Annotated in this window: 23 protein-coding genes; 9 read left to right on the top strand and 14 right to left on the bottom strand. The window is 65.4% G+C overall.

Features of this window, described 5'->3' with window-relative positions; genetic code table 11:
• Positions 1 to 31: 31 nt before the first annotated feature.
• The 6 genes from BM297_RS09425 to BM297_RS22285 all read left to right on the top strand — a co-directional run bounded on the left by BM297_RS09425 (position 32) and on the right by BM297_RS22285 (position 2663).
• On the top strand, positions 32 to 577 hold the full coding sequence (locus tag BM297_RS09425) for a hypothetical protein (protein WP_092430581.1): 546 nt from the start codon (positions 32 to 34) through the stop codon (positions 575 to 577).
• Complete coding sequence (locus tag BM297_RS09430) at positions 574 to 921, top strand: hypothetical protein (RefSeq protein WP_217648252.1); 348 nt, start codon at positions 574 to 576, stop codon at positions 919 to 921. Before BM297_RS09425 ends, BM297_RS09430 begins: the two co-directional genes overlap by 4 nt.
• Positions 911 to 1600, top strand: a complete 690-nt coding sequence (locus BM297_RS09435; protein WP_092430583.1) for a hypothetical protein — start codon at positions 911 to 913, stop codon at positions 1598 to 1600. The genes BM297_RS09430 and BM297_RS09435 overlap by 11 nt, the downstream gene beginning before the upstream one ends.
• A gap of 61 nt (positions 1601 to 1661) precedes the next feature.
• Complete coding sequence (locus BM297_RS09440; protein ID WP_092430585.1) at positions 1662 to 1943, top strand: ParE family toxin-like protein; 282 nt, start codon at positions 1662 to 1664, stop codon at positions 1941 to 1943.
• Positions 1944 to 1970: 27 nt separating this feature from the next.
• On the top strand, positions 1971 to 2477 hold the full coding sequence (locus BM297_RS09445) for a glycine-rich domain-containing protein (RefSeq protein WP_092430587.1): 507 nt from the start codon (positions 1971 to 1973) through the stop codon (positions 2475 to 2477).
• A 51-nt stretch (positions 2478 to 2528) separates the two neighbouring features.
• Entirely contained in the window at positions 2529 to 2663 is a 135-nt protein-coding gene (locus tag BM297_RS22285; RefSeq protein ID WP_281250241.1) for a hypothetical protein, read from the top strand.
• 536 nt (positions 2664 to 3199) lie between these two features.
• On the opposite strand, the gene BM297_RS09450 is transcribed toward BM297_RS22285, so the two are convergent.
• The 14 genes from BM297_RS09450 to BM297_RS09510 all read right to left on the bottom strand — a co-directional run bounded on the left by BM297_RS09450 (position 3200) and on the right by BM297_RS09510 (position 15803).
• The gene (locus BM297_RS09450) at positions 3200 to 3838 is read right to left on the bottom strand and encodes a hypothetical protein (protein WP_092430589.1); all 639 of its coding nucleotides are present in this window, start codon (positions 3836 to 3838) and stop codon (positions 3200 to 3202) included.
• Complete coding sequence (locus BM297_RS09455) at positions 3835 to 4155, bottom strand: hypothetical protein (protein WP_092430591.1); 321 nt, start codon at positions 4153 to 4155, stop codon at positions 3835 to 3837. Before BM297_RS09455 ends, BM297_RS09450 begins: the two co-directional genes overlap by 4 nt.
• 241 nt (positions 4156 to 4396) lie before the next feature.
• Positions 4397 to 6142 carry a DUF927 domain-containing protein gene (locus tag BM297_RS09460; RefSeq protein WP_092430593.1) on the bottom strand — a complete coding sequence of 582 codons (1746 nt, stop codon included), beginning with the start codon at positions 6140 to 6142 and terminating at the stop codon, positions 4397 to 4399.
• Positions 6139 to 7029, bottom strand: coding sequence for a primase/helicase family protein (locus BM297_RS09465; RefSeq protein ID WP_175526627.1), 891 nt, complete (start codon positions 7027 to 7029; stop codon positions 6139 to 6141). Before BM297_RS09465 ends, BM297_RS09460 begins: the two co-directional genes overlap by 4 nt.
• Positions 7022 to 7273 carry a hypothetical protein gene (locus tag BM297_RS21555; RefSeq protein WP_139231045.1) on the bottom strand — a complete coding sequence of 84 codons (252 nt, stop codon included), beginning with the start codon at positions 7271 to 7273 and terminating at the stop codon, positions 7022 to 7024. Before BM297_RS21555 ends, BM297_RS09465 begins: the two co-directional genes overlap by 8 nt.
• 149 nt (positions 7274 to 7422) lie before the next feature.
• On the bottom strand, positions 7423 to 7635 hold the full coding sequence (locus BM297_RS09470) for a helix-turn-helix transcriptional regulator (RefSeq protein WP_092430595.1): 213 nt from the start codon (positions 7633 to 7635) through the stop codon (positions 7423 to 7425).
• 122 nt (positions 7636 to 7757) lie between these two features.
• Positions 7758 to 8396: a hypothetical protein gene (locus BM297_RS09475; RefSeq protein ID WP_092430597.1), complete on the bottom strand. Its 639-nt coding sequence runs from the start codon at positions 8394 to 8396 to the stop codon at positions 7758 to 7760.
• Positions 8397 to 8481: 85 nt separating this feature from the next.
• Positions 8482 to 9714 carry a tyrosine-type recombinase/integrase gene (locus tag BM297_RS09480; RefSeq protein WP_092430853.1) on the bottom strand — a complete coding sequence of 411 codons (1233 nt, stop codon included), beginning with the start codon at positions 9712 to 9714 and terminating at the stop codon, positions 8482 to 8484.
• A gap of 290 nt (positions 9715 to 10004) precedes the next feature.
• Positions 10005 to 10583 (bottom strand): plasmid pRiA4b ORF-3 family protein, encoded by a 579-nt coding sequence (locus BM297_RS09485; protein WP_092430599.1) that lies wholly within the window; start codon positions 10581 to 10583, stop codon positions 10005 to 10007.
• Positions 10584 to 10791: 208 nt separating this feature from the next.
• On the bottom strand, positions 10792 to 12222 hold the full coding sequence (locus BM297_RS09490; protein WP_217648253.1) for a hypothetical protein: 1431 nt from the start codon (positions 12220 to 12222) through the stop codon (positions 10792 to 10794).
• A 100-nt stretch (positions 12223 to 12322) separates the two neighbouring features.
• Complete coding sequence (locus BM297_RS09495) at positions 12323 to 12559, bottom strand: thioredoxin family protein (protein WP_092430601.1); 237 nt, start codon at positions 12557 to 12559, stop codon at positions 12323 to 12325.
• Positions 12560 to 12584: 25 nt separating this feature from the next.
• The gene (locus BM297_RS09500; RefSeq protein WP_092430602.1) at positions 12585 to 13589 is read right to left on the bottom strand and encodes a permease; all 1005 of its coding nucleotides are present in this window, start codon (positions 13587 to 13589) and stop codon (positions 12585 to 12587) included.
• A 10-nt stretch (positions 13590 to 13599) separates the two neighbouring features.
• Positions 13600 to 14679, bottom strand: a complete 1080-nt coding sequence (gene arsB, locus BM297_RS09505; protein WP_092430604.1) for an ACR3 family arsenite efflux transporter — start codon at positions 14677 to 14679, stop codon at positions 13600 to 13602.
• A gap of 56 nt (positions 14680 to 14735) precedes the next feature.
• Positions 14736 to 15803: an ArsO family NAD(P)H-dependent flavin-containing monooxygenase gene (locus BM297_RS09510; RefSeq protein WP_092430606.1), complete on the bottom strand. Its 1068-nt coding sequence runs from the start codon at positions 15801 to 15803 to the stop codon at positions 14736 to 14738.
• 217 nt (positions 15804 to 16020) lie between these two features.
• Between BM297_RS09510 and BM297_RS09515 the strand changes: the two genes are divergently transcribed.
• The 3 genes from BM297_RS09515 to BM297_RS09525 are packed head-to-tail and all read left to right on the top strand — an operon-like array spanning position 16021 to position 17963.
• On the top strand, positions 16021 to 16377 hold the full coding sequence (locus BM297_RS09515) for a metalloregulator ArsR/SmtB family transcription factor (protein ID WP_092430608.1): 357 nt from the start codon (positions 16021 to 16023) through the stop codon (positions 16375 to 16377).
• A 50-nt stretch (positions 16378 to 16427) separates the two neighbouring features.
• Entirely contained in the window at positions 16428 to 16925 is a 498-nt protein-coding gene (locus tag BM297_RS09520; protein ID WP_092430610.1) for a cyclin-dependent kinase inhibitor 3 family protein, read from the top strand.
• Positions 16926 to 16955: 30 nt separating this feature from the next.
• A complete protein-coding gene (locus BM297_RS09525; protein WP_092430612.1) occupies positions 16956 to 17963 on the top strand; it encodes an ArsJ-associated glyceraldehyde-3-phosphate dehydrogenase in 1008 nt (335 codons plus the stop codon).
• Positions 17964 to 18055 lie beyond the last annotated feature (92 nt).

An 18055-nucleotide genomic window follows, 5' to 3' on the forward strand; every position in this document is an offset into this window, starting at 1 on the left:
TCTTCATCTCTTTCTACAAGGACGTAACCCCATGATGGAAACCCCGAAACCCTCCCTGCTTGGCCAGGCCGATACCGGCCTGGCACGCGGGGTCTGCGGTCTGCTCGGCGGGCTGAAGCACCTCGCACTCTGGTTGCTGGGCCTGACCGGCCTCGCTGGTTGCTTCGGCCTTATCTTCGAGTACGGCGAGGGCCTGGCCGATATCTCCCTGCACGAATGGGGCTTCATGCTTCTGCTGCTGGCCCTGACCTGGCGGCATGTCCATTACTCGCGGCGCTTCGGTTACGGGTTCTGGCGGGGGCTGGCGCGCTGGCTGGGCGCGCAGGGCATCGTGCTCGTCGTAGGGCTTGCTGTCTTCGGACTGGTCGCTTCACTGGAAGCACAGGCAACGCTTTCCAATGAATTGAGCTACGAGAACAAGGAGAGTGTTCTCTCGCTGCTTGCCTTCGTGCTGTTGGCGGTTTACCTGGGCGCGCCGACGCGCCCGCGCAAAGCCGCGGATGCCATCCCCGAGGCGGCCAGCGTTCGCCGGGAGCCCAGCCTTTCTTCGAATCCGGACAAGGAGGTCAGTCTGTGAAACCCTTCGCCCCCCTGCTGGCGCTGGCGCTGGCGCTGGCCAGTCTGCCGATGCACGCCAGCCAGGCCAGCACCGATCCGTCCCGGCTGGTCGAGAGTTGCGCCGAGCTGGTGGATATCTACGTGAAGCGCGACCAGCTGCGCTTTGCCGCCGCGCAGACCACTGCGCTCTCCGAGGCCATGCGCGCGGGCTATTGCCGTGGGGTACTCGACGAGTATCGGCGCCATTACCAATGCAGGAGAAGCGACTGGCGCGACCAGGCCGAGATCATCGCACGCCACTCACCTGCACAGCTCGAGGAGCTGGATGTCGACGACCTGCTGGCGAAAGCCTGTGGCTATTGAGCAGGGCCTGACCCTGCCTCAGGCGGTGGATCGCTTGTTCGGCATTCCGCTGGCCAGGCACCCGGTTCTGCGCAATGCGGTGAACACGCTGGTCAAGGCGATGAGCCAGGCCAAGCAGCTCAAACTGGAAGAGGAGAGCATTGCCAGTGCCAGCGGGCGCAACCGCTGGACACTGCCGCGCAGCGAACTGATCGGCCTGAACAACGCCATCCTGCTGCATGGCGTGTTCGGTGAACCCAAGGTGGTGATCAGGATCTTCAGCCAACCGAAAGAGCGCCGCCAGCATGCCGAGTGGGCCAGGAGCCTGCTGCTGGAGAGGCAGTCCGTTGCGAGCCTGGGGCTGATCAGTCGGGAGCTGCTGCGCTTCCTCGACCTGCTCGACTCGGCGGCCGATCTCAAGCAGGAGCGCCTGCCCAACCCTTTCGAAAACGCGCTGCCGCAGATGGGTCTCGGCGACTACGGCGGCAACCTGCTCAAGGCCCTGGCCACCCAGACGGCGGCGCTGTCGATGGGCGACAGCATGATGGTGCATTACTTCAATGGCGAGCTGGAGCAGGCCTATGCAGCGGCAATTGGCCTGCAAACGGATAACCCGCTGTTGCGGCAGTATCGGCAACTGATCCTGGACGCCTACCAGGAGGCGAAGGACTTCGACGACCTGCTCGACGCCTGGCGATGAACGGTCTTGGTTGTGGAATCCACAGATAAACACTGGCTCCGTCATCACACAGGAGCACGTCATGACCACCATCCAGCACATCCTCGCGACCTGTCCCCATCAGGTCGGTCCCTGTCATCAGGGCAAGGCCATCGAGATCGATCAGGCCCTCCAGTCCGGCATCCCCTTCACCGCTCTCGGTGGCAAGCGCGTGCGCTGCCGCAGTGGGTTGGTGCGCTTCAAGCTGGGCTGCGACTGGCGCCTGCTCTACGTGTTCGGCGAACGCGGCTACGTTCCGCATAGCCTGGTCAGCCGCCAGTGTTTCGAGCGTGAACTGAAGCGAAGACGGGCCATCAAGCCCTGATTCCTTCACTTAACCGGAGAAACACCCATGACCACCCTCGTAGCCCTGAAACAGCCATTGCTGAGCGCCGACGGCCTGGAAATGCAGGTCAGCCAGCTGGACTTCCAGCGCCTCAAGCACAAGTACACCGCATCGTCCGAGGCGCAGATGAGCGCCGAAGACTGGGATCGCGCGGAGCTCGAGTACCGCCGCTTCCTGACCCTCAAGTGCCTGTACCCGGCGGTGGCGCTGGTGCCGAGCAAGCAGATCGACGAGATCTGGCACGCGCACATCCTCGACACCCGCGCCTATCGCGAGGACTGCCACCAGGTGTTCGGCCGCTTCATCGACCACTACCCGTACTTCGGCATCTACGGCGAGGACGATTACCAGAACCTGAAGGCCAGCTTCGCCCACACCGTGGCGCTGTACGAGAAGCACTTCGGCGCCTATCCGGGCGGCGGCACCGAGGAGCAGGCGATGCGCTGTGGCGACGATCATGCCTGCCATGCGCCGACCAGCTGCGCCTGCCGTGTACCGGGCGCGTGCAAGTAATACCTGGCACCTGCCTTCCACAGATCGCAACGACACTGGAGCACAACCATCATGAGCAAGAACAGCCAGAACCCGCCGAAGCCCCCGCAGCCCGCCCCGCGCCCGAAGGTGCCGAACCTGCCGAGCACGACCGGAAATCCCTCGGGCGGTGGCCGTGGTAACTACCCGCCGAAGAAGAAGTCGTAACCACTGACCGGCAGGCCCTTCGGAAGGAGGGCCTGCCGCTGTTGAGGTGGGCGTAATGAGGGGGCATGTGCTCGGGGCGTCGCCTGGTACTGGCGACCTACCGCAGCCTGCAATTGCAGATCACTATGACGCAGTGCTCAGCGGTAACCGCAGTCAGTGGGCAAGCCTGCGCGAAGACTCCCTGCGCCCGCGGCCGCGCCCGCGCCCGCGTCTGCGTGAGGAGGCCAAGCTGGTGACCCGCAAAAGGCTGCTCATTGCGTTCGAGGCCCAGCCAGACTTCAATCTTTTGATCATGTTGCCGGTGACTGCGTTGCTCTGGTACGCAAGAAAAATACGCAAATGCGTGCGTACCAACGTGCGTACCAGACTGCGTACCGCCGCGCTGAGCAAGGTTTGCGTGCGAACCTGCTTGCGAACCTGCTTGCGAACCTGCGACTGTCGAACTTGAGCCAGGCTCATGTTGCAGCGGTGTCATCCGTCATCGAACGTCATCGGGCTTGCGCCTGCTGCAACTGGCTTCATGGATGTCGCCCCGACTACCGCTCCACCAGACGTGAACCACTGGCATCGTGAACAATCAGGACGGGGCCCTTGCGAGCGCGGTCAACCGTGCGCGGCTCGGGCAACTGGTCTGGTAGGCGGGTACGCATGACCCACAGCGCCAGCACGCACGCCAGCTGGAGCGGGCTGTGGAACTCCCGGCCGTCGCCACACTGCTCGGCGCTGTTCTCCAGTCCCTCGATGGCGACCAGATCGACCAGGCGGAACCATCCGCCCCGGCGTGCACGCTCACGGTCCACGCGATTGATGTTCAGCAGGTCGGCCAACATCTCGAAGCCCAGCGCCTTGGCGTAGCCTTCGCGGTCGAGCACCAACACACGCCCGTAGTCCTCCAGCACATCCAGCACGTTCTCCAGCTCGTCCGCGCGGTGGTCGTTCGCCAGCTGCTCCAGGGCATCGGCTCGCCGCTGGCTGAACGGGCCGGACTGGCGCAGCTTGTTAGCCTGCCGGGATAGGGACTGGCGCTCCGAGCGGATGATGCGACGCTGCGCCCAGAAGTGGCGAACGATGCGCCGGGTGATGGTCAGCAGGTCGCGGTGGCTAGTGCCCGGCTTGCTGCCGATGCGCTCCAGGGTGGCGATGGCTTCCGGGCTGCGGATGGTGTCCGTTGTCATGGTGTCAGCTCCATAGGGGTAGTGTCGTAGGTGGCGCGCAGCTCGGCGCCGGTCGGGCAGTAGCGGCCTGTCGGCGGATGGCAGCAAGGGCAATCGCCGAAGATGTGGCTGTGGAACTGGTCGCGCACTGCCAGCCAGGCCGGTGAAGCCGTGGCGGCGGTGCGGATGAAGTGCTGCGGCTCGCTGGCGGCCTCTGCTGCTGGCGCTGGTGGTGCGTCTGCGGCTGCCTCCGGGGTGGGGATCTCCACCAGGTGCAGGGCTGGCCGCTCGGCTGCTGGCTTGTTCAGGCCGGCGATCAGATCGAATAGGTTGCCCATGATGCGTGTTCGTCCTTTGACGTTTTGCGCAGGGAACATAGGGATCACAGGGAAAAGCCAGTAACGGCGCGGGTTGTAGCTGTTCCCTGCGCCATTTCCCGGTAGGGAACACAGGGAACAGCGGTCGAAGCCTGTTCCCTGTGTTCCCTAGGCCGTTTTCAGCCAGGGAACAGCCGGAAGCCGCGTGGCTCTAGGCTGTTCCCTCTGCTCCCCGTGTTCCCTATCGAAACAGCAAGCGCGATCAGCTCGCGCCGTCCAGCCGGGCTGGGTTGATCCAGTACAGGCCGGGATTGCTGCCGTCTGGAAGGCTCCTGCGGTACTGGTATTTACCGCTCTCCTTCTTGGCAATCGCCCCCACGCTGTCCAGGGCGCGGCCCACACGCGCCAGCTCGAAGCCCTGCGCCGCATCCTTCAAGCCGCTGCTGGTGAACAGGTACAGGCGCCCGTTGTCGGTCTTCTCCCAGTAGCCGGCACGGTCGCGCACCTCGATGGCTCCCTTTTCGAGGGACTGGAAGCGGCTCCCGCCGTGGCGGTCGATGAAGTCGGCAACCGCGCGGAGAATCTGCCGGTCCTCGCTCGGGCCTTCGCCACGCTCCCCGCGCCAGCCCTCGAACAGCTCGACCATGCTGGCGGTCGCCGCGCCCTGCGCCAGCGGCAGCAACCCCATGCCGGCCGCAATCTCCAGCGCCAGGGCGACGATGGCGAAGCGCTCCGCCACGCGGGCCGGTTGGCCGGGAGGTGCCGAGAAATGCGCGCGGATCGTCTCCAGCATCTCCGGCAGCCTGCCCAGGTCGCCGCTCTCGATCAGCAGGCGCACGAACTCCGGGCCGGCGTGGCCGTAATGGGTGGAGCTGGCGCGCTTGAGCGCATCGGACAGGCTGGCGCCGCTCTGGTGGTCGTGCAGGTTGTCCCAGGCGCCGAAGGTGCGCCCCGCCGATACCGTGACCAGGCGGACTTCCTGCCCGGCGCGGGTGCGCTTGCCGGCCTCGGCCATCTTGGTTTCGAGCGTCACCTCGCCGGACGACAGCAGCATCACCCGCCAGCGGCGCACCCGGCGCGCAGCACTCGACCGTCCGGCGCGCTGCTTGCCGGTGCCGTCCGCCACGCTGTACACCACGTCGCCGACGTAGCGCGGATCGGCCTGCCCCAGCTCGTCCAGCGCCAGCAGCCCGTCATTGCGCAGGGCGGCGATACCCTCCAAGCCGTTGGCGGTGGCGTTCCATTTCAGGGTGAAGTGCGCGCCATGCCCCCAGGCCGATGCCGCGCATAGCACGGCAGTGGTCTTGCCGTTGGAGCTGTCCCACAGCAGGTGGAAGCCTCCGCCCGTGTGGATGTTCAGCGGCGCCAGCAGCGGGCCGGCCAGCGCGGTGCCGATGGCCAGTTGCAGGATGGGATTGCCCGGCAGCAGGGCCGCGATGCCCTCGCGCCAGCCGTCCAGGGTGCCGGCCTTGCCGTAGTCGCCATCGGCGGCGCTCTCGGCCTGGTGAATGGCGTCGCCCTTGCCGATGTTCTCCAAGGGCGTGATGAACAGCTCCGGCCCGTGCCAGCCGGTCGAAGTGGCGGCGGTCACGCGGCGGTTGGGGCTCTGCTCGGCGATGTACTCCACCACACGGGCGCGGTGCCGGTGGGCGATCTTCAGCCCCATGTTGAACAGCACGCGCAGCACGTCGGCAGGCTGGCCGGCCAGCAGCTCACCGGGCATTGCCCAGGTCAACCAGCGGTCGTCCAGGTTACGGAAGCGCAGCAGGCGGCCATACTCGGCTTTCCTCGACTCGCAGCGCGTCACTGCCTCCACATGCAGGGGGCCGCACAGCCACTCGTCCACGGGCGTCAGGTTACCGTCCGCGTCACGCTTGTTGCCGTGGTGCCAGACGCCCGGCTTGAGCGGCTTGTCGTCCAGAGTGGTCGCATGGTCGTAGGTGCGGAAGCACGGGCGCGTGAGCGGCGCCGCTTCGGGGGCGGGAATCAGCTCGATGACGTTGCTCATTGCTTGACCCTCCGCCATTGGCGCAAATCGTTGAAGTCGGACAGCTCCAGAGGCTCATCGCCGCTCCAGTTCGGGAATACCAACTCACAGCCGAGTACGGCGGCGGCCTTGGTGGCAGCAGTACGGCCAGGGTTGCCCTTGCCCTCGGCTTCAGTCTCGCGGTCGTCGTCGCCGGCCATGACCAGCGGGTTGTCCGGGTAGGCAAGGCGCAGGCGGTCGCCCACGGCAAACAGATTTGTGGCGTACATCGCGCAGGCCACGGCAGCGCCGTTGTACTCGTGGATCGTCGCCCCGGTCGCCCAGCCCTCGCAGACGAAGATGCGTTGTCCTTCCTCCAATCGCCCGAGGGGCGAATAGCAGCCTGTCACCTGTCCCCCCGGCAGGAAGCGCTTCTTCGTGCCGTCTAGGTGGATGCGTTGCAGGTTCACCAACTGGCGCCCCAGGTACAGCGGCACCAGCAGCACGTCGCCGAGCTGGCGCAGGGCGTGCGGATGGCAGCCCTTGCGGGCTAGGTAGGGGTGATCGGGGTCGGCAGGCTCGGCGACGGCCCACAGCCCCACAGCCTCAGCGGCGGCGACCTGCTGGCGCTGGCGCTGCTCGGCTTCGCGTTGGCGACGGGCCTGCTCGATGCGCTTGGCGATCATGTCCGCCTCCAGATGGTCTGCAGGCTTGCGGCTGCTCCAGGGCTGCCAGACGCCATCCTTCCAGCTCCCGAACCAGCCCGAAGCGATGCCGTCCAGGTACAGGGCATAAGCGCCATTGCGGGAGCCGGCGCGGTCGCCGGGGACGCGGAAGCGGTGGATCTGGCCGTCAGGAATCGGCAGGAAGTCCAGCGGGCCGAAGGTGGCGGCCATAGCCTCGCGGAACAGAATCACGGGATCACTCACAGTCTGCCTCCTCGATGACTGCTAGACGGGAAACAAGAGCTACGGCCAGGCGCTCTGCAGCGGCTTGCCATGCAGGCAGTGCTGCAACACGCTCGCCGGCGGTGGCGTTCGGATTGGTGGCTCGATGGAGCGCCTGCCTGATTTGGTGGATCAGCTCCAGGTGGCGGGGTGTGAGCAGACCGGTGACTTTCTCCGGGCAAGCCGGTGCCGTCGCCGCCTGCTGGCAGCGTTGAAAATCGGTCATTGATTATTCCCTTGCGGTGTCTGGGACGTCGGTCTTGGCGAGGCCTGTCAGGGCGCGGATGCGGGCGATCCTGCAGGGATCTTCATCGGTGGCGGTGCCACACTGGCCGACCGAGCAGCAGCGCAGTTCTTTCGTGCGGGTGGAGGTCCTCATTGCCGGGCCACCTCGCCCAGTTGCTCGGCAATCCAGGCCTCGATTTCCAGCGAGTCCCAGCCGACCGCATGGGCGCCAGCGATACGACGGGATTTAGGGAAGCGGCCTTCCTTCATCAGGTCGTAAATCGTGGTGCGGCTCAGGCCAGTACGGGCCTTCACGGTCGGCAGGCGGTAGATACAGCGGGGGTGTTGAACAGTTGCGGCCATCGTCGTTACCTCTGGGTATGCCGCGATGCGCGGCGGACGATGGGTATTCAATACAACGAGGCTGGGCAATTACAGTGCGGTCTGCGCGCATACGGTTACGGTGTGCGCGCAGACCGTAAGGGCTAGCTCTTGGTTTTGTCGTGCTCGACAGTCCATTCACGGACCGTACGATACTTAAGCTTATCCCGTTGGCTGATGATTCGAGCGAAATCGGAGCGGCTTTCATACTCATTGGCTGTGGCATCCCACTCGGCCAAGACTGCGCGCCGCTTCACTCTGTTGGACTCGTGACGGGCATCGGCTGCCTTGCGGGCGGCTTGGCTGGCGAAGTTAGACATGATCTTGTGTGCGCTGGGATCAAGGGCGTGCAAAAGGGCAAGAAGTGTCATGTCTTGCTCTGGTGGCAGCGTCCTCATGAGCTCGAAAAGGTGGCTAGTTCTTTCCTTGAACCACTCCTTTCCGAAATCTCGAATCTGGGTCTCCCAGGCGAACAGGACGCCCAGCAGATCAACCATCGGCGAGCCGAAGCGCCTCTCATCTGTTGCTTGAATAAAGTACTGGGCTGCGAAAAAGAAAAAACCTTCGGGGTATTCCGAATCAAAAAAACGGTCGCACTCTTGCTCAAGGTGCATGACGGCATCCCGGAACGGCAGCTCGACCCACTGGGTTTTTTGAAGTACCTCTAGAAGCGCGTCTTGTGCCTCCTCGGCAAGTTCAATGCTGATTTCTTGAGTGCTTGCCGTCTTGCTGCGCTTGCTCATCGCTCGTCCTCCTTGGCTTTCCCGGTTCCTGAATGGTCAGTTGGCCGACAGGGGGTAGAGAGGCCCCGGACCAACTGGACAGCGCTCATGCTCGTTTGAAGTCGCCATGAATGACATTTTCCGCTGGCGGGGTGGTCGCGTACTGTGCCCAGTCGGCCATTAGCGAGCGGCGTTTTTCAAAAATGTCACCACGCCAGTACGCCGCCTCGGCTCCATCTGCGACCTTGTGAGCCAGGGCCATCTCGCAGACTTCACGCGGGTAGGGTGTACGTTCGGCTGCCCAGTCGCGGAATGTAGAGCGGAAGCCGTGCATGGTCAGATCCTCACGGCCTATTCGTCGCAACCCCATCAGCATGGCCATGTTGGACAAGTGCTTGCCTTGGCGGGTGCTCGGGAAAAGGTATGGGCTGCCCATAATACGAGGGAGGCTGCTCAGTACCTCGAGGGCGGCATCAGATAGCGGGACGCGGTGTTCTTTGCCTGCTTTCATGCGTTGGGCGGGAATCGTCCAGGTGCTTGTTTCCAGATCGATTTCCTCCCAGGCGGCACCCAGCACCTCCGAGGTGCGGCATGCGGTCAGGATGGTCAGTCTCATGGCTTTGTAGGTCAAATCGTCATGATTAGACAGCTCGATCATGAAGGCCGGCAGGTCGCGCCAAGGCAGGGCGGCGTGATGGGCGCGTGCTTGCACCTTCGAGCGCTTTGGCAGCAGCTTGTCTAGGTGCCCACGCCAGCGCGCGGGGTTCTCTCCCTCGCGCAGGCCACGAGCCTTGGCGGCGTCGAGGATCAGCTCGATCCGGTTGCGCAGTCGGTTGGCTGTCTCGGTTTTCTCTGTCCAGATCGGTTGCAGAATCTCTAAAACGTGAGCTGTGGAGACTTCACTGGTCGGCAGATGGCCGATGACCGGCTCTGCATAAGTGGCCAGGGTATTCTCCCACTGCTGAGCGTGCTTGGCATTCTTCCATCCGGCGCGGTGCGCAGCGATGTAATCAGTGGCGACAGTCTTGAAGGTTACAGCTCTGGTGGCTGCAGCCAGCTGGCTGGCTCGTAGCTGCTCCCGTTCGGCGTCACGGGCAGCCATAGGGTCGATTCCGGTGCTCAGCAGCTTGCGCTGCTCGGCGGCAGCCAAGCGGGCGACTTTCAAACTCACGTCAGGGAAGCCGCCTAGCCCCATTTCCCGACGCTTGCCGTTGAGCTGGAAGCGCAGCACCCATGATTTGCGTCCGGTCGCCTTCACGACGAGGCGCAGGCCGTCGCCATCCTCGTAGGTTCCCGGCTCTGCCAGGTTCTCTACTTGCTTCGGGTTCAGCTTGCCCATGCTCAGCTCCATTGTCTGGGATCTGTTCCCCCACTTGTTCCCCCATTTCTTCGTGGAAAGGGGCAGGGCGGGGCGAACGGTTACGGACAGATAATAGGCTGAAAGCCGCGTGGAATCTATGTCTTGTGGGATTCTGCGAAAAGGTGCGGACTAAGTATTGGCGGACTACGCTTCCGCCATCTACCTCACACAAAGCCCCGGATTCCGGGGCTTTGTCGTTTCTGGGGGTCGCTCACGTCAGGCCAACCGGGCACGACTGGATAGCCGCGTTTCTTGAGGAGGCTACCGCCTCATCCCCAGAAGTTGTTGCAGATTCGCTGTACTGCGGCATTCGCCGCGCGGCGGTCGAACAGTTCGGCATCGAACGAGCCGCCGACCCATTGCAGTGCCTGACGCCCTTGCTCACTGAGCGGTTGTTTGTGGATGGCGTCGAGGAACTGCAGGTAGCCAGGTACGCCACCGACATCCTCGGGAGGGCAGGCCCGTGCGCCGTCGAGCACCTCGCACCAGGTGCCGGTGATGCTCGAAGGCTCCACTGCCTCGACGGCGATGACGTGCTGCCAGGTGTCACCGAAATCGTAGACGTAGCGCAGACGGTCGCCCTCATTGAGCAGCCGGCGCAACTTGTACTTGCGATCATCCAGCGCTTCGGAATCGGGGAGGTCGGCATCCAGCGGCAGATAACGCCGTATGCCGTCGCTGAACTCGTGCAGGTGACAGCTATGCCAGCCCATGGCGGCCTGAATGAAGTGATGCAGCTTGCGCAGCGTGCAGTAGCCACTGACCAGCAGACGGCGCCAGATGGGCGGATTGAAGTGCAGCGGCTCCAGCTGGACGTGCAGGATCAAGCAAACGGGTTGATTGGCCATGGATGTTCCTTTGAATCACGCCTGATCCATCTGATCGAGAAATCCTGTCGCTCTCGGCAAGCCTCTTGGAGCAAGCGGGCGGTAACACAGTACAGCCCATGCCCCCGAGGCATGTCGGTGCGGTTAGCGGGAATTATGAATTTCCAATAATTGCGTCGACCCGGCCGGCAGCCCAAGCCTCGGCTAAACGCTGCCGGGAGCGCGAGGCTCAGCGCTCCTGATCCTCGGGGCTAATCCCGCACTGGCTGAGCGGAGCCTCGGTATTCGCGTGGTGTGCCTGTCCTGCTTGCGGCATCGGCGCTGGCCCGGGATAGACGGGCGCGAAGCCGCCCCCCGGCGTGCGGAAATTGGTGGTCTGCCCCTGATAGAGGCGGGCGGCCACCCACTGCACGGCGCCGTCGTAAGCGTAGTTGCGCAAGTCGAACTTCAGGGTCTGCTCCTCGGCTGCGCGGGAGATGACCCGCTGTCCGGGCGGGACCAGCGCCTGGGCGACGTAGTCGCCGGAGAGAATTTCCTGCCAGACGCGCTGGGTCAGCTTGTCGCCGCGGTAGGCAGCGCGGCTGCCAAAGCCCGTGCAGGGCTTGAAGAACAAGCGGCGACGCTCGCGCCACAGGCGCTCGGCGTTGGCCGGGCTCACCCGTTCGGTATGGGGGATGCTGGCCAGCAGCAGTTCGCGGGTGGCCTCCGGGACCCCCAGCGCCTGTAGCTGCCGATCATCGCTGAGCAGGGTCAGGTTGTGCTTGTCGGCATAGAGCGCGTGGGCCTGCGGGTGCGGGGTGATCAGCGCCGCATGCTCCAGATAGGCCTGGCGCAGGGTGGCGTTGCCGGCATCCTCGAAGGCGAAGTCGGTCAGGCGGTTGTAGACCAGATCGATGGCCAGCTCGCCATGCCAGAGCTGCCCGTCTTTGAGGCTGAGCTCGCCGGGATCGGCGATCACCGCCTGCCAGCCGTGGCGCTGGAAGAGCTGCTGGAACAGCAGGAACTCGGGGTAGAGGTACTGCTGCTCCGGTGCCTCGTCGACGATGGCGATGCTGCGCAGCGGCCGGTCATGTCCGGCGCGCGACCACTCCTGGCGAAACATCGCCACGATCCGGGCCTCCAGTTGCTCGGCACGGGCCGAGGGCGGTAGCAGTGTCTCAATCGATGGACAGCAGGCCCGCTGGGCGCGGGCCGCCACGGCGTTGAGCATTGCGCCACCGGCGTTGCTGTTGATCTCGATCAGGCCGAGTCCGCTTTCCTCGACGTGAAAGTCGTAGCCGAAGAACACCCCCTTGGCGCCGCCGGGATCATGGCGGGCAATGGCCGGCGAGCGGGCCAGCACCTCCTCGCGCCAGGCTGGCAGGACGACGATGGTTTCGATGGCCTGCACGACCAGGGCCATGCGCTCCAAGTGCGCCGGAGCGACGAACACCGGGCGGGTGGCGAACAGGTGCGGGCAGCGCTGGCGGACCAGCTCGAACAGATCCGGTGCATCGAGGGCCGAGGCCAGGGCCTTGCGCAGCGCCTCGTGATCCAGGCTGATGCAGAAACAGCGGCTGTTGAGCGCCTCGATGGAAACGCCGGCCAGGGAGGCGGCGGCCTCTGCCGTCGAGAGGAAGCTGGCATCGCTGGCGAGCAGTGACGGGGTCGGCTTGGTCATTGATGCGTCTCTCCAGATGTCCGGCAGCGGGCCTGAAAGGCGGCGGCTGCGAATGCGGACGGCCTTGCGCGAGGGCGGGCAGACCGCCGGGGCGGGCCGGTCAGCGGGCCTTGAGCAGGACCTCGACCTCGCCTGGGGTGAGCACCTTGCCCACCGACACCACCTTGTCGTCGATGGCCAGGGCCGGGGTCGACATCACGCCGTGGGCGGCGATGTCGACGATGTCGGTGACCTTGACGATCTCCGCGTCGAGGCCGAGGTTGCGCAGGGCCTGCTGGGCGCTTTCGGTGAGGGTGACGCACTTGTTGCAGCCGGTACCGAGGATCTTGACGATCATGGTGGTTCTCCTGGAGGGGAAGGGGTCAGAGGAACAGGTAGGTGAAGGTATTGAACAGATAGCCGATGACCATGATGCCGACCACCACGATGGCGAAAAACAGCGCCAGCAGCGGCGCCTTGACCACCTTCTTGAGCATGATCAGCGAGGGCAGCGACAACGCGGTCACCGCCATCATGAAGGCCAGCACGGTGCCCAGGCCGACGCCCTTGGCCACCAGAACCTCGGCGATCGGCAGGGTGCCGAAGATGTCGGCGTACATCGGCACGCCGACCAGCGCGGCCAGCGGCACCGACCACCAGTGGTCGCGGCCGATCAGCGCAGTGATCAGGTCTGCCGGAATCCAGTTGTGGATCGCTGCGCCGATACCGACGCCGATCAGGATATACAGCCAGACCTTGCGGATGATTTCGGCGACCTGCTTACGGGCGTAGCCCAGGCGATCGCGCAGACTCAGCTGCTCCTGGGGTAGGTCGAGCACCTTGTGCTGGGTCACGAAGGCCTCGACGTACCGCTCCATCCGCGCCTGGCCAATCAGGGCGCCGCCGAGCACCGCCAGCACGATGCCGACCGCCACGTAGGCCAGGGCAATCGACCAGTTGAAGATGCTCGCCAGCAGGACCATCGAGGCCAGGTCGACCAGCGGCGAGGAAATCAGGAACGAGAAGGTCACCGCCAGCGGCAGCCCGGAGCTGGTGAAGCCGATGAACAGCGGGATCGACGAACAGGAGCAGAACGGGGTGACCGTGCCGAGCAGCGCGCCCATCACGTTGGCGCGAAAGCCCTGCATGCCGGCGAGAATCCTGCGGGTGCGCTCGGGCGGGAAGTAGCTCTGCACCCAGGAGATGGCGAAGATCAGCACCGACAGCAGGATGAAGATCTTGATCACGTCGTAGATGAAGAAGTGCAGGCTGCCGCCGATACGGCTGGCCATGTCCAGACCGAACACGTCCTCGACCAGCAGGCGCACCAGGTACGCCAGCCAGTCCATGCGCAGCAACTGATCGTTCAGCCACCTGAAGATTTCCATGCGGGTTACCTCAGCGGCGCGGCAGGGCGCGTTCGTACCAAGCGCGGCTGTGGTTGACCATGCGCACCAGCCAGAGCATCACCGGCACCTCGATCAGCACGCCGACCACGGTGGCCAGTGCGGCGCCGGAGTCGAAACCATAGAGCACGATGGCCACCGCCACCGCCAGCTCGAAGAAGTTGGAGGCGCCGATCATGGTCGCGGGGCCGGCCACGTCGTGGCGCACCTTGAGACGGCGGCACAGCCAGTAGCCGAGCGCAGCGATGAACAGGGTCTGCAGCAGGATCGGCACCGCCAGCAGGCCGATGATCAGCGGCTGCGCGACGATCGCCTCGCCCTGGAAGGAGAACAGCAGCACCAGGGTGGCCAGCAGGGCGACGATGGAGAACGGCGAGATCTTCGCCAGCGCCGCCTGGAACGCCGCCTCGCCGCGCTTGAGCAACTGGGCGCGGAGGAACTGGGCGATGGCCAGCGGGATGACGATGTACATCACCACCGAGAGCAGCAGGGTGTCCCAGGGCACCGGGATCGACGACACGCCGAGCAGCAGGGCGACGATGGGCGCGAAGGCGAACACCATCACCAGGTCGTTGAGCGCCACCTGGGTCAGGGTGAAGTTGGCGTTGCCGTTGCACAGGTTGCTCCACACGAACACCATCGCTGTGCAGGGCGCCGCGCCGAGCAGGATCAGCCCGGCCATGTAGCTGTCCAGCTCGCCGGCCGGCAGGGCGTCGGCGAACAGTACCTTGATGAACAACCAGCCGATCAGCGCCATGGAGAACGGCTTGACCGCCCAGTTGACGAACAGGGTGACGCCCATGCCGGCCTTCTGCTCGCGCACCTCGTGGAGGGCGCCGAAGTCGATCTTCATCAGCATGGGGATGATCATCACCCAGATCAGCACGCCGACCGGGATGTTGACCTGGGCCACCTCCAGCGCACCGACCGCCTGGGCCGCCGCCGGCACCGACAGGCCGAGCAGGGTGCCGGCGACAATGCACAGGAACACCCAGAGGGTCAGGTAGCGCTCGAAGAAGCCGAGCGGGGCGCCGGCGGCCTGCTTGGCTGCCACTTCACAGGGACTGGACATCGGTGTTTCCTTCCTCTTCGTGCAAATGCGGCCTGCCGACGGGCAGCGCCGGATAATCAGTGCCCGCCGAGGGCCGCGTCGATCTCGCTGACCGTGCTGCGCGCCGTGCGCGTCACGCCGATCAGGGTGGCCGAGGCGGCGCCGGTCCATTCGCCATAGCCGACCAGCCACAGGTTGGGCTGCTTCAGCGCGCGGGTGCCCTCGACGGCCACCTTGCCGTCGGCCTCGATCACGCCCAGCTCGCCAAGATGGGCCAGGGCCGGGCGGAAGCCGGTACACCAGATCACCGCATCGATGTCGGCGCGGCGGCCATCGGCCCATTCCACGCCGTGCTCGGTGAAGCGCTCGAAGGGCCTTTCGCTGACCAGCACGCCGCGGCTGCGCGCCTCGCGCACCGGCTCGACCATCACCACATCACCGAGGCCGCCGATCGGCTGGTCGACCGTGCGGCCTTCCTGCTGGGCCTTCCAGCGCTCGGTGGCGCGCTCGAACAGCACGCGGCCGTCGACATCGTCGGCGAGGAACAGCGGCGGCTCCGGGGTGATCCACAGGGTTTCGGCGACCTTCGATACCTCAGCGAGGATCTGCGCCCCGGAGTTGCCGCCGCCGACGATCATCACCCGCTGGCCGACGAAGGGCGCCGGATCGACATAGTGCGCCGAGTGCAGCTGCACCCCGACAAACTGCTCGCGGCCGGGATAGTCGGGGATGTACGGGTTGCTCCAGGCGCCGGTGGCACTGACCACCGCCCGTGCCCGCCAGACGTGCTCATCGGCACGTACCCGCAGGCGGTCGCCGTCGCGCTCCACGGACGCGACATGCACCGGACGCCGTACCGGCAACTGGTAGCGCTCCTCGTAGCGGCTGAGGTAGTCGATGACCTCGGCGCGGGTCGGGTAGGTGGACGCACTGGCCGGCATCGGCCAGCCGGGGATCGAGCTCCAGGTCGCCGGCGAGAACAGGCGCAGCGAGTCCCAACCATGCAGCCAGGCACCGCCCGGCGCGGCCTGTTCATCGAGAAGCAGGAAGGAAAGATGGGTGCGGCGCAGAAAGTAGGCGGTGGCCAGGGCGGCCTGGCCACCGCCGATGACCAGGACATCGACTTCGGTGGGGGATGCGGACATGGGCGACTCCGGGGCGCGGGTAGCGCCGGTCATCAATCTGTCATCGGGTGCAAATCAGAATTCGCACGAACCTTAACATATGGATAAGCGGATATAGATCTCCATGGATGGAAAATGATGGCCATCTTGCTACGCTGAATTCCGACAATACTGCGTCTTTACGAAGTATTCGATCTGGCATATGTTCTGCCCCTCCGTTCTGCCCGGGATTCCGCCGATGACCGAACACCTGACCCCGCCGCTGGTCTGCAAGAGTCTGGCCGACGAGACCCGCGCGCGCATTGCCCTGCTGGTCGCCCGCGAGGGCGAGCTGTGCGTGTGCGAACTGGTCTGCGCCCTGGGCGAGAGCCAGCCGAAGATTTCCCGCCACCTCGCGCAGCTGCGCAGCAGCGGCCTGCTCGCCGACCGCCGCCAGGGGCAGTGGGTCTTCTATCGCCTGCACCCCGACCTGCCGGACTGGGTGCACGACCTGCTCAGGCTGATGCTCGAGTCCAACCGCCACTGGCTGAGCCCGGAAACCCGCCGCCTGGCCGAGATGGGCGAGCGCCCCGAACGCAGCACGGCCTGCTGCTGAATGACGCCGGCCGCGGGCCGCGTCACCTGAAACTCGAAGGAACCTGCATCGTGCAACATCCCCATGACATCCTCGCCGCGCCCGGCTCTCCGGGCCGCCTGATCTTCACTCCGTGCCCCGGCACCAAGGACACCAGCGTGGCCGAAGCCTTGGACACCCTGCAGGCGGCCGGCGCCGAGGCGCTGATCACCCTGATGCCGGCCAGCGAGCTGGAGCAGAACCGGGCCGCCGAACTGCCGGCGCTGTGTGCCGCGCGCAACCTGGAATGGTTCCACCTGCCGGTGGCCGACGAGCAGGTGCCGCTGGACGACTTCGACGCTGCCTGGGAACAAGCCCGCGAGCGTATCGCCAGCCTGCTCGACGCAGGCCGCAGCATCGCCATCCACTGCAAGGGCGGCTCCGGGCGTACCGGGCTGATCGCCGCACGCATCCTCATCGACCGCGGCCTGTCGCGCGCCGAGGCCATCGCCCTGGTGCAGGCCCTGCGCCCCAAGGCCATCCAGCATCCGGCGCACGTCGCCTGGCTCGAACAGTTCGACGCCGCATAAACCTTCACCGGGAACAGAGAGAACAAGACCATGACCATCAAGGTAGGCATCAACGGCTTCGGCCGCATCGGACGTCTGGCCCTGCGCGCCGCCTGGGGCTGGCCGGAGCTGGAGTTCGTGCAGATCAACGACCCGGCCGCCGACGCGGCGACCCACGCGCACCTGCTCAACTTCGATTCGGTGCACGGCCGCTGGCAGCACGAGGCGAGCAGCGACGGCGACTGCGTGGTCATCGCCGGCCAGCGCATCAAGGTCAGCCACAACAAGGCCATCGCCGACACCGACTGGTCGGGCTGCGACCTGGTGATCGAGGCCAGCGGCAAGATGAAGACCGTCGCCGTGCTGCAGGCCTACCTCGACCAGGGCGTCAAGCGCGTGGTGGTCAGCGCGCCGGTGAAGGAGGCGGGCGCACTGAACATCGTCATGGGCGTCAACGACCAGCTGTTCGACCCGGCCAAGCACCGCATCGTCACCGCCGCCTCGTGCACCACCAACTGCCTGGCGCCGGTGGTCAAGGTGCTCCACGAGGCTCTGGGTATCCGCCACGGCTCGATCACCACCATCCACGACCTGACCAACACCCAGAGTCTGCTCGATCAGCCGCACACCGACCTGCGCCGCGCGCGCGCCTCGCTGATGAGCCTGATCCCGACCACCACCGGCTCGGCTACCGCCATTGCCGAGATCTTCCCCGAACTGCGCGGCAAGCTGAACGGCCACGCGGTGCGCGTGCCGCTGGCCAACGCCTCGCTGACCGACTGCGTGTTCGAGGTCGAGCGCGCGACCACAGCCGAGGAGGTCAACGGCCTGCTCAAGGCCGCGGCCAGCGCAGGCCCGCTCAAGGACATCCTCGGCTTTGAAGAGCGTCCGCTGGTGTCCATCGACTACCGTACCGATCCGCGCTCGTCGATCATCGACGCCTTGTCGACCCTGGTGGTCAACGGCACCCAGGTGAAGGTCTACGCCTGGTACGACAACGAGTGGGGCTACGCCAACCGCACCGTCGAACTGGCGCGCAAGGTCGGCCTGGCCGGCTGAAAACGCGCTTTGCGTAGGGTGGGTTAGCCGCACCGCGGCGTAACCCGCCACGGATGCCAGTAGGCATCCTGTTGTCGGCCTCACGGCCGATT

Source organism: Geopseudomonas sagittaria (assembly GCF_900115715.1).
In the GTDB taxonomy this organism is placed as follows: domain Bacteria; phylum Pseudomonadota; class Gammaproteobacteria; order Pseudomonadales; family Pseudomonadaceae; genus Geopseudomonas; species Geopseudomonas sagittaria.

Bases quoted from the DNA above. Each gene is read 5' to 3' on its own strand.
- BM297_RS09425 (WP_092430581.1), top strand. From the start codon at position 32: ATGATGGAAACCCCGAAACCCTCCCTGCTTGGCCAGGCCGATACCGGC.
- BM297_RS09440 (WP_092430585.1), top strand. From the start codon at position 1,662: ATGACCACCATCCAGCACATCCTCGCGACCTGTCCCCATCAGGTCGGT.
- BM297_RS09445 (WP_092430587.1), top strand. From the start codon at position 1,971: ATGACCACCCTCGTAGCCCTGAAACAGCCATTGCTGAGCGCCGACGGC.
- BM297_RS22285 (WP_281250241.1), top strand. From the start codon at position 2,529: ATGAGCAAGAACAGCCAGAACCCGCCGAAGCCCCCGCAGCCCGCCCCG.
- BM297_RS09450 (WP_092430589.1), bottom strand. From the start codon at position 3,838: ATGACAACGGACACCATCCGCAGCCCGGAAGCCATCGCCACCCTGGAG.
- BM297_RS09455 (WP_092430591.1), bottom strand. From the start codon at position 4,155: ATGGGCAACCTATTCGATCTGATCGCCGGCCTGAACAAGCCAGCAGCC.
- BM297_RS09460 (WP_092430593.1), bottom strand. From the start codon at position 6,142: ATGAGCAACGTCATCGAGCTGATTCCCGCCCCCGAAGCGGCGCCGCTC.
- BM297_RS21555 (WP_139231045.1), bottom strand. From the start codon at position 7,273: ATGACCGATTTTCAACGCTGCCAGCAGGCGGCGACGGCACCGGCTTGC.
- BM297_RS09470 (WP_092430595.1), bottom strand. From the start codon at position 7,635: ATGGCCGCAACTGTTCAACACCCCCGCTGTATCTACCGCCTGCCGACC.
- BM297_RS09475 (WP_092430597.1), bottom strand. From the start codon at position 8,396: ATGAGCAAGCGCAGCAAGACGGCAAGCACTCAAGAAATCAGCATTGAA.
- BM297_RS09480 (WP_092430853.1), bottom strand. From the start codon at position 9,714: ATGGGCAAGCTGAACCCGAAGCAAGTAGAGAACCTGGCAGAGCCGGGA.
- BM297_RS09485 (WP_092430599.1), bottom strand. From the start codon at position 10,583: ATGGCCAATCAACCCGTTTGCTTGATCCTGCACGTCCAGCTGGAGCCG.
- BM297_RS09490 (WP_217648253.1), bottom strand. From the start codon at position 12,222: ATGACCAAGCCGACCCCGTCACTGCTCGCCAGCGATGCCAGCTTCCTC.
- BM297_RS09495 (WP_092430601.1), bottom strand. From the start codon at position 12,559: ATGATCGTCAAGATCCTCGGTACCGGCTGCAACAAGTGCGTCACCCTC.
- BM297_RS09500 (WP_092430602.1), bottom strand. From the start codon at position 13,589: ATGGAAATCTTCAGGTGGCTGAACGATCAGTTGCTGCGCATGGACTGG.
- arsB (WP_092430604.1), bottom strand. From the start codon at position 14,679: ATGTCCAGTCCCTGTGAAGTGGCAGCCAAGCAGGCCGCCGGCGCCCCG.
- BM297_RS09510 (WP_092430606.1), bottom strand. From the start codon at position 15,803: ATGTCCGCATCCCCCACCGAAGTCGATGTCCTGGTCATCGGCGGTGGC.
- BM297_RS09515 (WP_092430608.1), top strand. From the start codon at position 16,021: ATGACCGAACACCTGACCCCGCCGCTGGTCTGCAAGAGTCTGGCCGAC.
- BM297_RS09525 (WP_092430612.1), top strand. From the start codon at position 16,956: ATGACCATCAAGGTAGGCATCAACGGCTTCGGCCGCATCGGACGTCTG.